General features: G+C 41.6%; 15 protein-coding genes. 3 read left to right on the forward strand and 12 right to left on the reverse strand.

Going from position 1 to position 14460, the window contains the following annotated elements; all coding sequences use genetic code 11:
* Window positions 1-16 precede the first annotated feature (16 nt).
* Window positions 17-592, forward strand: a complete 576-nt coding sequence (gene nfuA / locus B4F91_RS17900) for a Fe-S biogenesis protein NfuA (protein ID WP_029774190.1) — start codon at window positions 17-19, stop codon at window positions 590-592.
* Between the two features lie 6 nt (window positions 593-598).
* The gene (locus B4F91_RS17905) at window positions 599-868 is read left to right on the forward strand and encodes a hypothetical protein (protein WP_286936394.1); all 270 of its coding nucleotides are present in this window, start codon (window positions 599-601) and stop codon (window positions 866-868) included.
* 9 nt (window positions 869-877) lie between these two features.
* Here the strand turns inward: B4F91_RS17905 and B4F91_RS17910 are convergent, their stop codons facing one another.
* A complete protein-coding gene (locus B4F91_RS17910) occupies window positions 878-2149 on the reverse strand; it encodes an MATE family efflux transporter (RefSeq protein WP_054983329.1) in 1272 nt (423 codons plus the stop codon).
* A 42-nt stretch (window positions 2150-2191) separates the two neighbouring features.
* On the opposite strand from B4F91_RS17910, the gene B4F91_RS17915 reads away from it, so the two are divergent.
* Complete coding sequence (locus tag B4F91_RS17915) at window positions 2192-3217, forward strand: polysaccharide deacetylase family protein (RefSeq protein WP_286936392.1); 1026 nt, start codon at window positions 2192-2194, stop codon at window positions 3215-3217.
* A gap of 3 nt (window positions 3218-3220) precedes the next feature.
* On the opposite strand, the gene B4F91_RS17920 is transcribed toward B4F91_RS17915, so the two are convergent.
* The 11 genes from B4F91_RS17920 to B4F91_RS17970 all read right to left on the reverse strand — a co-directional run bounded on the left by B4F91_RS17920 (window position 3221) and on the right by B4F91_RS17970 (window position 14449).
* The gene (locus B4F91_RS17920) at window positions 3221-4252 is read right to left on the reverse strand and encodes a protein-glutamate methylesterase/protein-glutamine glutaminase (RefSeq protein ID WP_055255281.1); all 1032 of its coding nucleotides are present in this window, start codon (window positions 4250-4252) and stop codon (window positions 3221-3223) included.
* A gap of 8 nt (window positions 4253-4260) precedes the next feature.
* Window positions 4261-4884, reverse strand: a complete 624-nt coding sequence (gene cheD, locus B4F91_RS17925; protein WP_024033904.1) for a chemoreceptor glutamine deamidase CheD — start codon at window positions 4882-4884, stop codon at window positions 4261-4263.
* Complete coding sequence (locus B4F91_RS17930) at window positions 4868-5698, reverse strand: CheR family methyltransferase (protein ID WP_055255309.1); 831 nt, start codon at window positions 5696-5698, stop codon at window positions 4868-4870. Before B4F91_RS17930 ends, cheD begins: the two co-directional genes overlap by 17 nt.
* Window positions 5699-5758: 60 nt before the next feature.
* The gene (locus tag B4F91_RS17935) at window positions 5759-8464 is read right to left on the reverse strand and encodes a methyl-accepting chemotaxis protein (RefSeq protein WP_273587834.1); all 2706 of its coding nucleotides are present in this window, start codon (window positions 8462-8464) and stop codon (window positions 5759-5761) included.
* 48 nt (window positions 8465-8512) lie between these two features.
* Window positions 8513-8998 carry a chemotaxis protein CheW gene (locus B4F91_RS17940; protein WP_286936388.1) on the reverse strand — a complete coding sequence of 162 codons (486 nt, stop codon included), beginning with the start codon at window positions 8996-8998 and terminating at the stop codon, window positions 8513-8515.
* Window positions 8995-11082, reverse strand: coding sequence for a chemotaxis protein CheA (locus tag B4F91_RS17945; RefSeq protein WP_286936386.1), 2088 nt, complete (start codon window positions 11080-11082; stop codon window positions 8995-8997). Before B4F91_RS17945 ends, B4F91_RS17940 begins: the two co-directional genes overlap by 4 nt.
* Window positions 11083-11096: 14 nt before the next feature.
* Entirely contained in the window at window positions 11097-11459 is a 363-nt protein-coding gene (locus B4F91_RS17950) for a response regulator (protein ID WP_029773320.1), read from the reverse strand.
* Window positions 11460-11467: 8 nt separating this feature from the next.
* Complete coding sequence (locus tag B4F91_RS17955; protein WP_286936384.1) at window positions 11468-11740, reverse strand: STAS domain-containing protein; 273 nt, start codon at window positions 11738-11740, stop codon at window positions 11468-11470.
* A 163-nt stretch (window positions 11741-11903) separates the two neighbouring features.
* Window positions 11904-12521 (reverse strand): SCO family protein, encoded by a 618-nt coding sequence (locus B4F91_RS17960; RefSeq protein WP_024033911.1) that lies wholly within the window; start codon window positions 12519-12521, stop codon window positions 11904-11906.
* The gene (gene cyoE, locus B4F91_RS17965; protein ID WP_024033912.1) at window positions 12518-13447 is read right to left on the reverse strand and encodes a heme o synthase; all 930 of its coding nucleotides are present in this window, start codon (window positions 13445-13447) and stop codon (window positions 12518-12520) included. Before cyoE ends, B4F91_RS17960 begins: the two co-directional genes overlap by 4 nt.
* A gap of 12 nt (window positions 13448-13459) precedes the next feature.
* Window positions 13460-14449, reverse strand: a complete 990-nt coding sequence (locus B4F91_RS17970) for a COX15/CtaA family protein (protein WP_248533009.1) — start codon at window positions 14447-14449, stop codon at window positions 13460-13462.
* Window positions 14450-14460: the final 11 nt, after the last annotated feature.

Here is a 14460-nt window from a genome sequence, read left to right on the forward strand (position 1 = left end):
AAGTATAGACGGTTTTATGATTTCTATTTCCGAAACAGCACAAGCGCATTTTGCTAAACTTTTAGCAGATCAAGCACAACAAACTAATATTCGTGTGTTTGTTGTAAACCCTGGTACATCACAAGCGGAATGTGGTGTTTCTTATTGCCCAGAAGACGCCGTAGAAGACAGCGATATTCGTCTTAACTTTAATGGTTTTGATGCCGTAGTAGATACAGAAAGCGCTCCTTTTTTAGAAGAAGCTGAAATTGATTTTGTTACCGACAAAATGGGCACTCAGTTAACTTTAAAAGCGCCTAATGCAAAGGCACGTAAACTAGGTGATAACGCATCGCTAAATGAGCGTGTTCAACACATGCTAGAAACCGAAGTAAACCCACAGCTAGCTAACCACGGTGGCCAAGTAAGCCTAGTTGAAGTAACCGCTGAAGGTATTGCAGTACTTCAATTTGGTGGTGGTTGTAATGGCTGCTCTATGATCGATGTAACGCTTAAAGAAGGCATCGAGAAAGAAATGATTGCAAAGTTTGAGGAAATCACCGGTGTTGCCGACATTACCGAGCACCAAGCGGGCGATCACTCTTATTACTAAGCAATAATGTTAAAGCCGCTTATTTATCGCTTAGGGAGTAACCCTAAGTTGAGTTTAACGCGCTTTTTTCGCGGCTTAGCACTGTTTGTGCTAGCCGTGATATTTATTGCCCTTGGCTACTACACTCACTTTAGTTTACAAATTATAGGTGTGGTTATTTTAATCCCGGCATTATTTTTTGCTGCATGGGGTTATAGCGGTATTTTTGCCAATCGTTTCTCGCAAGTTTTAAAAGATATGGAGCCAAAAGATCACGACCCCGACCTATGGAAATGACACGTTCGCTTAATCTAGCAGCTGATTAGTTGCTTTTAACTGCAAATACTTAATAATTAACGTAACGCCGCGCATAAGCATAAAGCAGCTCATAGCCAGCCATAACGCATTATTTTGCCACTCTATAAACACCCAAAACACCCCAAAAAAGCCAACAGCAGCAGAAAGAATCATACTGTTACGCATATTTTTTGCCCGTGTAAGCCCTACAAATACGCCATCAAACAAAAAGCAGCTCATTGCTAACATAGGCAATACTATTACCCACGGTAAGTAATTTGTCGCAGCTTCTATCACCTCGGGTACATTGGTTAAAAGCTTAATAATAGCGCTGCCAAACACAGCAAAAAATACGCTGTAAAGCACGCCAAAAAGCATCCCCCAAAACACACTTATTTTTACCCATAATCTAATGTTATTAACGCTTCGCTGGCCTTTAGCTTGACCAACTTTGGCTTCGCTTGCATAGGCTATTCCATCAAGTGCAAAGCTTACTAACATTAAAAAGTTAAGTAACACGGCATTCGCTGCAAGCGTTGTTTCGCCGATGCGGGCGCCATAAAAGGTCATAAAGCTAAAGCATAATTGCAAAATTAAAGAGCGAATAAATATATCTCTATTTAAACTAAGTAGCTCTGCCATTTTGCTAACACTGAGCCAATTGGGCACGCTTAGCTCCACGCCTTGCTTTTTAGCGAGCTTAATCACTAGTAGCAACGCAAAAGCCAACGCGCTGTAATCTGCAATTAACGACGCCCACGCTGCTCCCGCTACTGCCCAGTCTAAATACACCACAAAATATATATCGAGCACTATGTTGGTAATATTGGTCACTAGCAGCAAGTAAAATGGCCCTCGCCCATAATGTACGCCAAGCATCCAGCCAAGCAGCACTAAATTACAAAGTGCGGCAGGGGCACTAAATATACGAATACTAAAATACTGATATGCTTGAGCAAGAACCTCACTATTTGCGCCTGATAAAAATGCAATGGCTTGTTTTATCAAGGGTGATAAGGCAATAAGCGCTAACGCCACACACACGGCAAGTAATAAGCTGCGTTTTAAAAGCGCTGCCAACTGTGTTAAGTTATTTTGCCCGTATGCTTGGGCCACTAACCCTGTGGTGCTCATACGTAAAAAACCGGCGAGCCAAAATAAAATAGAAATAACAGCTGAGCCAAGTGCGATGCCCGCTAAGTAATGTGCGCTACCTAAGTGGCCAATAACAGCGGTATCAACAATTCCTAACAGTGGGACAGTAATATTTGATAATATCATTGGACCCGCTAGCAACAGCAAGCTTTTATGGTGTGCCTTATTATGTTTAAGAAATTGTTTCATTTAGTTTTAATTACTCTCATTTGTTTATCAGTACGTGCTCATGCGGCGGTTATTTTACAGTATCACCATGTAAGCGAAACCCTTCCGGCTGTGACCAGTATAAGCGCAAATACGTTTACCAAGCATTTGAGCTACTTAAAAGAGCATAATTTTAATGTTATTGCACTAAATGAGCTAATAAGAGCTCTACAACAAGGCAAAACCTTACCTGAGAAAACAGTCGCTATCACCTTTGACGATGGTTACAACAATAACTACGAACAAGCAGCGCCTATTTTAGAAAAATTTGGTTACCCCTATACTATTTTTGTAAACCCTACCCTTATTGATGAAGGCAAAGGCTACGTAATGGGGTGGGATAAATTAAAAGAGCTCGCAGGCAAAGGGGCGTTAATTGCCAATCACACTGCCCAGCATGACTACCTGCATATTAAGCTAAAAGGTGAGAGCGATGCACAGTGGCAAGCACGTATTAAACAAGATATTTTGCATTCTCAACAGCGTATTAAAGAAGAAATAGGCCACGATTATAAATACCTAGCGTACCCGTATGGTGAGTTTAATAACAAACTACAAGCGCTTGTAAAAGAGCTTGGCTTTGTTGGCATTGGTCAGCACTCAGGCGCTGTAAATAAAAACGCTAACTTTACCCGCTTACCGCGCTTTCCAGCCTCCGGCTTTTACAGTAAATTAGATACGTTAATTACAAAATTAAACTCTCGGGCGTTTAGTATTAAAACCCTAGATTACCAAGACAGTGTAACCTCACAAAACCCACCAACGCTCAGCATTAAGTTTGAAATGGGTGATTTTCATAAAAGTCAGTTTGCGTGTTATGTATCAAGTGTTGGGCAGGCTAAATTAACTTGGATAAACGACACAACTGTAAAAATTGACTCGCCAAAGGCGCTAAATAAAGGCCGTTCACGCTTTAATTGTACCGCCCCTTCTATTGAGCACCCTGGTAGTTACTATTGGTTTTCGCAGCCGTGGGTTATTCAGTAGCAATTACACCTTTATAGCCTGATGCAATAAGCGCTGGGTTACTTTATCAAGCGCAACAATTTCGTGAGCGGCGCCTAAATCAACCGCCGCTTTGGGCATTCCCCACACCACAGAAGAAAACTCATCCTGTGCAATGGTGTAACCACCCGCTTGTTTAATGCTAAGCAAGCCCTTTGCTCCATCGCTCCCCATACCGGTTAGTAACGCTGCCACAATGTTTTTTGCGCCGCACTCAAGTAACGAGTTAAATAATACATCTACTGCCGGTTTATGGCGGTTAACAGGCTCAGAATCATCAAGCTCGCAATATAAACTTGCCCCTCTTTTTTTTATGCTTAAGTGTAAACCACCAGGGGCTATATAAGCCCATCCCGCAGTGAGCTTGTCGCCGTGCTGCGCTTCTTTTACGTTAATTGCACAGGTGCGGTCCATACGCTGGGCAAACGAGGTACTAAATACCGGAGGAATATGCTGGGTAATCACAATCGCAGGGCAATTGGTCGGCATTTTTATAAGCACTTCTTTTATTGCTTCTGTGCCCCCTGTTGAAGCCCCTATCGCTATTACCTTGTTTAATAAAAATTGTGCATTGCTAGGTAAAGGCTCACTTACGGTGCTTACCTTTTTAAAACTTCTTACCCTTGCACCTGCCGCCACACGCACTTTTTGCTGCACAACATATGCATATTGACTCATTTGCTGCTTAACATTCACCGTTGGCTTAGCAATAAAATCCACTGCACCAAGCTCAAGTGCTTCTAACGTGATAGGCGAGCCTTGCTGGGTTAGTGTAGAAATCATCACAACGGGCATAGGTCTTAAGCGCATTAGGTTTCTTAAAAAGCTAATGCCGTCCATTTTTGGCATTTCTACATCGAGGGTAAGCACATCCGGATTGAGCAATTTAATCATTTCTCGTGCTTGATAAGGGTCTTCAGCACAGCCAACAACCTCGATATCGCTAGCCTGAGATAATATTTCGCTCAGCAAACGCCTTATCAGTGGTGAATCATCTATTATCAGAACTTTAACCATTACGGCTCCTAAAACAGCTCTATGTTAGTCTCGGTGGCTTTATCTTGTTGCTTAAGGTTTTGCAGGTAGCGCACTTCGCGTTTTTCAATTGTGTTATTGTGCAAATTCTTCAGCTTTTTTACGTGGACTTTGCCCGTATGCGGATGAAAAAAAATTTTTCGAGGCCACGGCCCCCCCATATCTTTTGCAACAAGATTGAGCGACTCTTCCTGAATATACGCATTAGCAAAGCTAATATTACCTATCCCTATGTCGGTCATTGCGCTAATTATTTTGCCGCCACCAAAGAGTTTTATTTTTAAATTTTTTCGCGCAGCACCACCTTTGAGTACTTCGTTGATCAGGTATTCCATTGCCCAATTCCCGTAGCGGCAGCTCAAACTATGGGCACTGTTTAATTCTAGGCCTTTTTTTACTGGCAACATAAAATGATTTACGCCACCTATACCGGCTTTTTCATCGTAAACACACGCGGCTATACACGACCCAAGCACTGTAGAAATAAGCTCATCATTTTTTGATACATAAAATTCGCCAGGTAATATTTTTGCCACCACGCTTGTGCGCCCTGCATCCCAGTAACGTTTTATATGTTCAAACCCTGGGAGCACCGGCCTAAACTGTGCGTGCATTGTGTTGCTTTTGATACATGGTTTTCCCTAAATTTTTAAACTCAGAATGCTCTTTTCCCATACTCTCTGAGTGCCCTAAAAACAAATAACCGTCACGATTAAGTGCATTTGCATAACGTTTAAACAAGGTGTCTTTTGTTTCTTTATCAAAATAAATAACCACGTTACGACATAAAATTAAGTCAAACTGCCCTTTCATAGGCCATTCTTGTAAAAGGTTAAGGCGTTTAAAAAAAATGTGCTTATTTAACTGTGGTTTTACTTTATATGTTTGCCCATCTTTGCTTTTTAAAAACCACTTTTTAAGTACATTGTTTTCTAAGCCATTTACATTAGCCGCGGTATAAATACCCGCTTGTGCTTTGGCTAATACATTAGAATCTAAATCGGTTGCTAAAATTTTTACATCCCAAGAACTTGGGAATAAATCGGCAAGGGTTATTGCTAAGCTATAAGGCTCTTCGCCTGTAGAGCAACCCGCTGACCATACGCGTACTCGTTTTGTTACTTTGTTACTGCTAAGTAACTGCGGCACTATGGTGTTTTTTAAAAACTCAAAGTGGTGGGGTTCTCTAAAAAAGGAGGTTAAGTTAGTGGTAATAGCATTAATAAATGCGTCAAACTCAGCCTCTTTATTATTGTGTAAGTACTCTAAGTATTGAGAAAAGTTTTTAAGTTTATGCTCTCTTACCCTTCTTGCTAAGCGGGAATACACCATTTCGCGTTTATGATCGCCAAGCACAATCCCGCACGCGTTATAAACTAAAGTGGCAATGTCTTTAAAATTTTTATCGGTACATAAAAATTCTTTCATTGTCATACCATCCCTTGTAAAGCAGGCTTGCTAGGGTATTAACTAGCAAGCCAGTAATGACTAAAACTCTTCCCATTCATCTGCTGAGTCTAGAAAGTTTTCGCCTTTGGGTTGGGTATTTTTTAAATAGCCACTAGGTTGGCGCGCAGGGGGCGCTGAGCGTTCAAAGTGCGTATTTGGCAATGTGTTCATGCCTTGCTGCCCGAGTGAAAAAAAGTGCAATAACTGACGCATCTCGTTTGCTTGCTCAGCCATTGACTCGCCCGCCGCAGACGCTTCTTCTACAAGCGCCGCATTTTGCTGGGTCATTTCATCCATTTGGGCAACCGCTTTATTAACTTGCTCAATGCCTGCGCTTTGCTCTTCAGAGGCCTCGGTTATATCCGAAATCATTTGCGTAACACGTTGTACGCTTGAAACAATTTCTCTGAGTGTTTCGCCCGACTCATTTACAAGCACAGAGCCATCGGTAACTTTTGCAACGCTGTCTCTAATAAGCTCTTTAATTTCTTTGGCTGCTCCAGCTGAGCGCTGCGCTAAATTACGCACCTCACCAGCAACAACGGCAAAACCACGGCCTTGCTCACCCGCTCTGGCTGCTTCAACGGCGGCGTTAAGTGCCAGTAAATTAGTTTGAAAGGCAATTTCATCAATCACGCCAATAATGTCTGCAATTTTTTTACTCGACTCGTTAATGGCCGACATACTCGTTACAGCTCTATTAACTACTTCACCACCTTGAATTGCTTTCTCGCAGGTTTCTTCGGCTAAATCGTTAGCGACTTTTGCGTTATCTGCATTTTGCCTTACAGTACTGGTCATTTCTTCCATACTTGACGCGGTTTCTTCAAGTGATGAAGCTTGTTCTTCGGTACGCTGGCTTAAATCGGCGTTGCCTTGCGAAATTTCCTCTGCGCCACTGGCTACTAACGTGGCCGATGAGTTAATTCGGTTAATCACATCGGTCAATTTATCTGCTGTGGTATTAGCATCTTGCTTGAGCTTATCGAACGAGCCTTGATACTCTTTTTCTATCCGTTTTGATAGGTCGCCATTGGCCATTGCATCAAGCATTTGCGCGGTATCACTAACGGCATCATCCACAATTTCAACTAAGCTGTTTAAGCCCTGCGCTAAGCGTAAGAAAAAGCCTTCTTTACCTTTTTCATCTACTCGGGTTTCTAAATCGCCATTACCTGCATCGCTGACTAATTGTGCAATTTCTTTTTCTATTGCAACTTCGCCCGTTCTATCTTCCCACTCAACTACGGTGCCTATGCGTTCTTGTTCTGGTGTAAAAATAGGGTTTGCAACTAAACCAAAGGTACGCCCGCCTACTTTTATTTCGGCTCGGTAAGTTGTTGTAAGCTTAGCTAGTAGGTTTTGTTGATGAGCCGGATTTTTATGAAATATATCAATGTTTTGCTGCATTAAATTGGTGCTATCAAAGTTTGGCAGCTCCTTTTTCAAATCATCTTCAGCAATACTCATCATCGATTTAACCGCGTTGTTCATGTATACAATTACATTTGAAGCATCGGCTATCATGGTGTTTGTTGCTACGGTATCAAGGGCTTGTTTTACTCGTAAGTTTTCTTGTGCTTCAGCACGTTCTTGCTCTGCTTTTGCTACGCTATCGGTAATATCTTCCCACTCAACAATGGTGCCTAAATGCTTACCTTCATGGTTTATCCACGGTGTAGCAATTAAACTAAAAATAAGCCCCGCTAAACGTAACTCAGTTTTATAAGGTTGTTTTAAGTTTTTTAATAGTTCGCGTTGATGAGCTGGGTGCTTATGAAAATCATCAACACACGTGCCTATTAAATTATCAACAGAAAAACTAGGTAGCACACCTTGCAACTCAGTTTCTCGCGCTTTGAGCATTAACTTAACCTGATCGTTTACAAATACAATATTTAGGTCTTTATCGGCAATCATCACATTGGCTTGGCAAACAGTTAACGCACTTGCCAAATCGGCAGCCTTTTTAGACTCGCGCTCTAGCTGTTTTTGCGCGGTGATATCACTGGCGTATTTAATAACTTTATAAGGCTTGCCGTTTAAATCGAAAATAGGGTTATAAGAGGCTTGAATCCATATTTCTTGCCCTTGTTTGCCTATTCGCATGTACTCGCCCGAGTCGTACTCGCCTCGTCCTAACTTATCCCAAAATTGTTTATACTCGTTTGTTTTAGCGTATTCTGGGTCGACAAATAATTTATGATGCTGGCCTTTTATTTCGCTAAGTTGATAGCCTAAACCATTTAAAAAATTGTCATTAGCAGTAATAATTGTGCCATCAAGATTAAACTCAATCACCGCCTGAGATTTACTAATTGCCTCAAGTTGGCCTTGCGCTTCAGCGGCCTGTTTCTTTTGTTCGGTAATGTCGGTAGCAAATTTAATTACTTTTAGCACTTGCCCTTGGCTATCAATAATTGGGTTATAGGTAGCTTGGATCCATACTTCTCGCCCTCCATTAGCAAGACGCTTAAACTCATTAGAAATAAACTCACCACCGCGCAAGCGTTGCCAAAAATTTTTATACTCGCTGCTTTGTGCTTCATCTGGTTCAACAAACATAGAGTGGTGCTGCCCTTGCACTTCCTCTAAACGGTATCCCATTGCATTTAAAAAGTTTGAATTAGCCGTAATTATTCTGCCACTGGGTTCAAACTCAATAACCGCTAATGATTTATTTAATGCATTAACGATTAAGTCATTACTTGATTCTGACTGCTTCGGATTACTAAACCATCCCATGCCCATCACCACCTTTATGTTTGTTTTTGTTGCTACATAGCGCTGTGGCTATATATCCATTGTTCTTTGTAAATCAATTAACGAGACCATTTTTTCGCCCACGTTCACCAACCCTGCGACATATTCACAATTACTCGAATCAGACAGGCTAGGGACGGGCTTGGCGTCTTGCTCTGTAATGCTGTAAACATCTGACACCGCATCTACTGCGATGCCCATTATTTTTGAATCGTTTTCAAAAATAACTTTTACAACAATAACAACCGTTAATGGCCCATATTCAGTGCTTGGCAAGCCAAAACGTAAGCGTAAATCTATTATTGGCACTATGGTGCCGCGAAGGTTTATCACTCCTTTAACAAAATCCGGCGCGTTGGGCAGTACGGTAATTTCTTCCCAACTTCTGATCTCTTGCACGGTTAATATATCTACGCCGTATTCTTCGCCAGCCATAATAAAGGTTAAAAACTGCTTAACGCCTTGCTGTTGCCCTAAATCAATTTTGTTGTTTAGCTCGCTTTGTTCACTAATCATGAAGCCTCCAGAGGTGTTTTAGATTCTATGATTAGCTCTTGGCTACCTGGTTTTTTGAGCCCTGATAATTTTATTAAGCCGCTAATATCAACAATTAACGATACACGCCCGTCGCCTAAAATAGTTGCTCCAGACACCCCATCTACTTTTTGATAATTGGCCTCTAAACTTTTTATTACTACCTGCTGCTGCGAAAGTAAGTCATCTACCAGCAAACCCACTTTTTGGTTGTCGGTTTCAACAACCACCAGCAAGGTTTTGTCTAATGACTCTATGGCGTTTTGATGATTAAAAATTTGATATAAGCGTAAAATAGGAATGTATTCGTCACGCAGCCTTAGTACATCTAAGTCTTTACCCACTCGGCTTACTTTAGTGATATCAATCTGTAGCGATTCAACAATAGAAATAAGCGGAATAATATAAGTATGCTGGGCAACTTTAACTAATTGCCCATCTAAAATGGCAAGCGTAAGGGGCAGCCTAATTGTAAAGGTAGAGCCAACGCCAGGCGCTGATGAAACCTCAACCGAGCCATTTAAAGATTGAATATTGCGCTTAACAACATCCATTCCTACACCACGCCCAGATAAATCGCTAACCGCATCAGCGGTAGAAAAGCCAGGCATAAAAATAAGCTCGTTAATTTCATCATCTGTTAAATTACAATCAGCGGTGATCAGCTCATTAGCAATGGCTTTTTCTTTAATTTTTTGCGTATTTAAGCCTTGCCCATCGTCCATTATTTCTATAACGATATTGCCACCTTGATGAAAGGCATTTAAGGTCACAGTGCCCACTGGGTCTTTACCTGCGGCAACCCGCTGTTCAATTGTTTCAAGGCCATGGTCGAGCGAATTTCTGACTAGGTGCACCATAGGGTCAGATATTTTTTCCATTACCGTTTTATCTAGCTCGGTTTGCTCGCCTAATAATTTTAACTCCACCTGTTTATTTAGTTTTTGCGCTATATCGCGCACTAAACGCGGAAACCGGCTAAATACAAAGTTAATCGGTAACATGCGAATACGCATAACATTTTCTTGCAGGTCTCGGGTATTGTGCGCCAGTTGTGCCAAACCTTCTTGTAATGACGTAATGGTCGATTCGCTAATTTCTTGCTCGCTCAACTGATTTAACATGGCTTGTGTTATCACCAGCTCACCAACCATATTTATTAACGAGTCTACTTTGTCTATTCCTACTCTTATGGAGGTAGACTCTGGTGCTGATGTTGGCTTTTTATCGGCTGTGGGTTTGCTTTTAGGTTTGTCGGGTGCTTTTTTAGCATCGCTAATAGGCGGTGTTTGAGCTATGCTATCGTTGCTCTTTTCATCAGCGTTTGCGGTGTGAGACGTGTCTTCATCAAATAACCCGCCACAAAGCTCTATTTTTATATCGGCATCATCTTCTACCCATTCAAATACCTCTTTAATGGCGGCTTCTTTTTCGCTGGTATTTAAAAAAAAGCGCCAGTGTAAGTAGCACTCGTCACTGCTTAAATCTTTAATATCTGGGATATCGTCTAAAAAGGCCTGTGTTTCAAGCTCGCCGAGTTCAGCTAGTTCGCTGATCATAAATAAAGGCTCGTTGCCTGTTTTAAAAAGGTGATGATGCGGTTTAAAATCAATTTGAAAGGTATTTACCTCAGCAGCAGCCGTTACTTCGCTTGCCTCACTTGGGGCTGAATCAGCTTGCATTTCGAGTACAATTTCAAACTGTTTTTTTAAGGTTGTAGCGTGTGATAAATCAGGCTCTTGCTCTGCTTGCAGCTCACCGAGTAACCCACGCAAGCAATCAACAGCTTTAAGCAATAAATTAACGTGCTCGGTGGTGAGTTCGCGCTCACCTTGGCGTATTTGATCCAGTAGGGTTTCTAGCACATGGGTAAACTCAGCAACAGAGTTAAAACCAAAGGTGCCACTGCCCCCTTTAATTGAGTGCGCAGCTCTAAAAATAGTATTTATTGTTTCTAAGTCTTCTTCGCCGGGCTCTAAATTTAATAGCTCGGCCTCCATTGTATCTAGGCCTTCAAAACTTTCTTCAAAGAACACTTCAAAAAATTGACTTAAATCTATACTCACGCCGCACTCCTCAGTTAACGAATTACTTTTTTAAGTACCGCTAGTAACTGATCCGGGTTGAAAGGCTTTACAATCCAGCCTGTTGCGCCAGCTGCTTTACCTTCTACTTTTTTATCTAATCCTGACTCTGTGGTTAGCATAAGTAGCGGCGTAAATTTGTAATCAGGAAGGCCTCTGAGCTCTCTGATAAGCGTAATGCCATCCATAATGGGCATATTTACATCTGAAATTACCGCATCAAAACTTTGCTGCTTGGCAATCGCGAGGGCTTCGCTGCCATCTTTTGCTTCGGTAACATCAAAACCTGCGGTTTTAAGCGTAAAGCTCACCATTTGACGCATTGACGCAGAATCATCAACCGCTAAAATTTTCTTCATATAAACCTCTAACCTTTACTTTCAAGTGTTAAATATTGACTTAAGCCAAGTTGATTAATGGCGTTTTGAAGTGCATCACTGCTGCCTACCCATACAATTTTATGGTGTATGGTAAGTAGGTGTTTTTGTAAGGCACACAAAAGTTGAATTGACGCGGTATCGGCTGAAACAACCTGACTGACATCTAAACAAATATCGTTGTTACTATTGAGTTCTTGTAATAAATCTTGGTGAAGAGTCTCTACTTGCATAATCGCAAGTTCGCTTGGAAGTTTTAGCATTTTTTCAGGACTTTCCCTGTCAATTCAATTCATAACAAAAGCTTAGCCTTAGTTATTAAAATTGCCATAAAAGGCTCAAAAAAATTAATAAAACTTTTAAAAGTGGCGCTAAAAAGCAAAAAAGGAGCCTAAGCTCCTTTTAAAATTCGTGAAAAGTTTAAAACTAGTTTTTATAGTAATCCGCTATTTGTTTAAATTCGCTAATGAGTTGAGTGGTATTAATAAGGGGCACATTTCCTTGTTGGAACTCAGGCTTAAATATGGCTCTTACCGCTCCATTTGCATCAACTAAAGCCACCGAAGCACTATGATCGACCGCATATTCTGATTCTTGTGAGTCACTAATGGCATAAATTAGGCCAAGCTCTCTAACCACTGGGAATAGGTTTTTGTGCTCACCCGAAACAGCTAAAAAGTCAGGGTTAAAATAATCAATATACGCTTTGCGCTTTACCGGCGTATCGCGTTGAGGGTCTACCGACATAAACCAAATTTGCAGTGGGTATTCGTTATGTAACTTTTTATACACGCTGTTTAGTTTAGCAAGCGTTAATGGGCAAATATCTGGACAACTGGTATAGCCTAAAAACACTAAGTTCCACTGCCCCAAAAATTGCGCTTTGGTGACTAACTCACCGTTTTGATCGTTAAGAGTAAAATCAGAAAGAGGCTTTGCTTGCTCATACACTAAGGCTTGCACATCGGGTGCACTATTTTGCTCTGAGCAAGCGACTAATAAAAACGAAAAAATTACAACTAAGCTAATCCGTAACTGCTTCATAAAGGGAGCCATTTATCTATAAATAAGATCACGAAGAGTACCATTAAATGCACAATTGAAAAGCGAAATAAGTCCATTGCGGTGTCATCGCTCGGGGCTAATTTAAGCTTAACCGCTTTATACAAAAAGAGTGCATTGAGCACACATGCGCCTACTAAATAAATACCGCCCGACATACCAATTAAATAAGGTAATACACATACAAGCGCCAGTAATATGGTGTAAGCCACAACACACGTTTTACAAAAGTCGATACCGTGAGTTACTGGCAACATAGGAATTTTAGCGCGTTCGTAATCGCTTTTGCGTGCTATTGCCAGTGCCCAAAAATGCGGTGGGGTCCACGTAAATATAATCATTACTAGTAACCATGGCGCGGCTGCCATTTGATTGGTTTCAGAAACCCAACCCAATAAAGGCGGCATTGCCCCAGCCAAGCCACCAATCACAATGTTTTGCGGTGTGGCACGCTTTAAAAAAGAGGTATAAATAAAAGCATACCCAACTAATGCAAACAAAGTAAGTACGGCTGTTAGGGTGTTTGCCCAAAGCATTAGCATTATAAAACCAGCAACCCCTATCACGCCTGCAAAGCTTAGCGCATGGGTTTTACTAAGCCGGCCTTTGGCTACAGGGCGGTGGCGTGTACGCGCCATTTTTGTATCTATTTCGCTATCAACAACATGATTTATTACCGCCGCAGCGCCAGAGAGCAAACCAATGCCTAATAAACTAATAAATTGTACTGCAATGCCTCGCCCTACATCAGGCGCCAGTGCCAAGCCAACCCAGGCAGTAAGTACCAACATAGCCACTACTTTAAACTTGCTAATAGCTAAGTAATCTTGCAGTAAATTATAAGCACGTTGAATAAAAGGGTGTGCGCTAATAACCTGTAGTTCTTTTTTGTCGAGTGTGAGTGCCATAATTATTCCCCTTTAAGTGCGTGCTTTTAGGTAGTAACACAACCTAACCATAGTCAATAACAAGATAGCTGCCATTAAATTGTGCGCCAGCGCCACTCCAAGCGGAAAGTGCCAATGCACCACCGCAAGCCCCAAACTAATTTGGCAAAGTAGCGCAACAAGCACGCTGACAGTACAGTGTTTTATTTTTGCAGATTGCGCCTGACTGTATATACGCCACATAATTAGCGCCAACACAATACATGTAACTAGCGCCCAAATTCTGTGTAGTAAATGAATAGACATACGCGCCTGTTGCGATAGCACTCCGTACTCATAATTACTGTGCTCAAGCGGCAGCTGAAACACACTACTGAGTGAAAATGGCTGCGCATAACTACACAGCGGTAGGCCATTACAGTGTGGCGCCGCATAATTTGCTGCAAGCCACCCACCTAATGCAATTTGAATAACCAACACAGCCAATGCAACTAAGCTCAATGAAAAATAGCCTTTAGCGCTACTATCTCCGCCCTCTATGGTTTTACTGGTTAAACGTAAGTATAAAAGAGTGATTAGCGATAAAATACTAAATCCCCCCAGCAAATGCCCCATTACAATGAGCGGTTGTAAGTTCATAGTAACGGTCCACATACCCAGCGCAGCCTGAAATATAACTAACAACAATAAGGCTAGCGGTAATTTAACCGGTGTGTTTGAGTAATGGCGCTTTACAAAAGCCAACACAAATAGCGCTAAAATAAGCAATCCCAGCGCGCCTGCAAAGTAACGGTGGATCATTTCTTTCCACGCTTTGGCGGTTTCAAACATCATATCTGGGTAACTTTGGGTAGCCAGTGCGATATCGGCTTCATGCTTTGGTACAGTTAAAAACCCATAGCAACCGGGCCAATCAGGACAACCAAGCCCTGCGTCACTTAAACGTGTATAAGCACCTAGCCCTACCACCAACAGCGCAAGTAACCCCGTTGCAAGTACCCAGTTTTTATAATTTTTATACATAGGAATCTCCC

This window comes from Pseudoalteromonas sp. UBA6610 (assembly GCF_002433295.1).
Classification (GTDB): domain Bacteria; phylum Pseudomonadota; class Gammaproteobacteria; order Enterobacterales; family Alteromonadaceae; genus Pseudoalteromonas; species Pseudoalteromonas atlantica.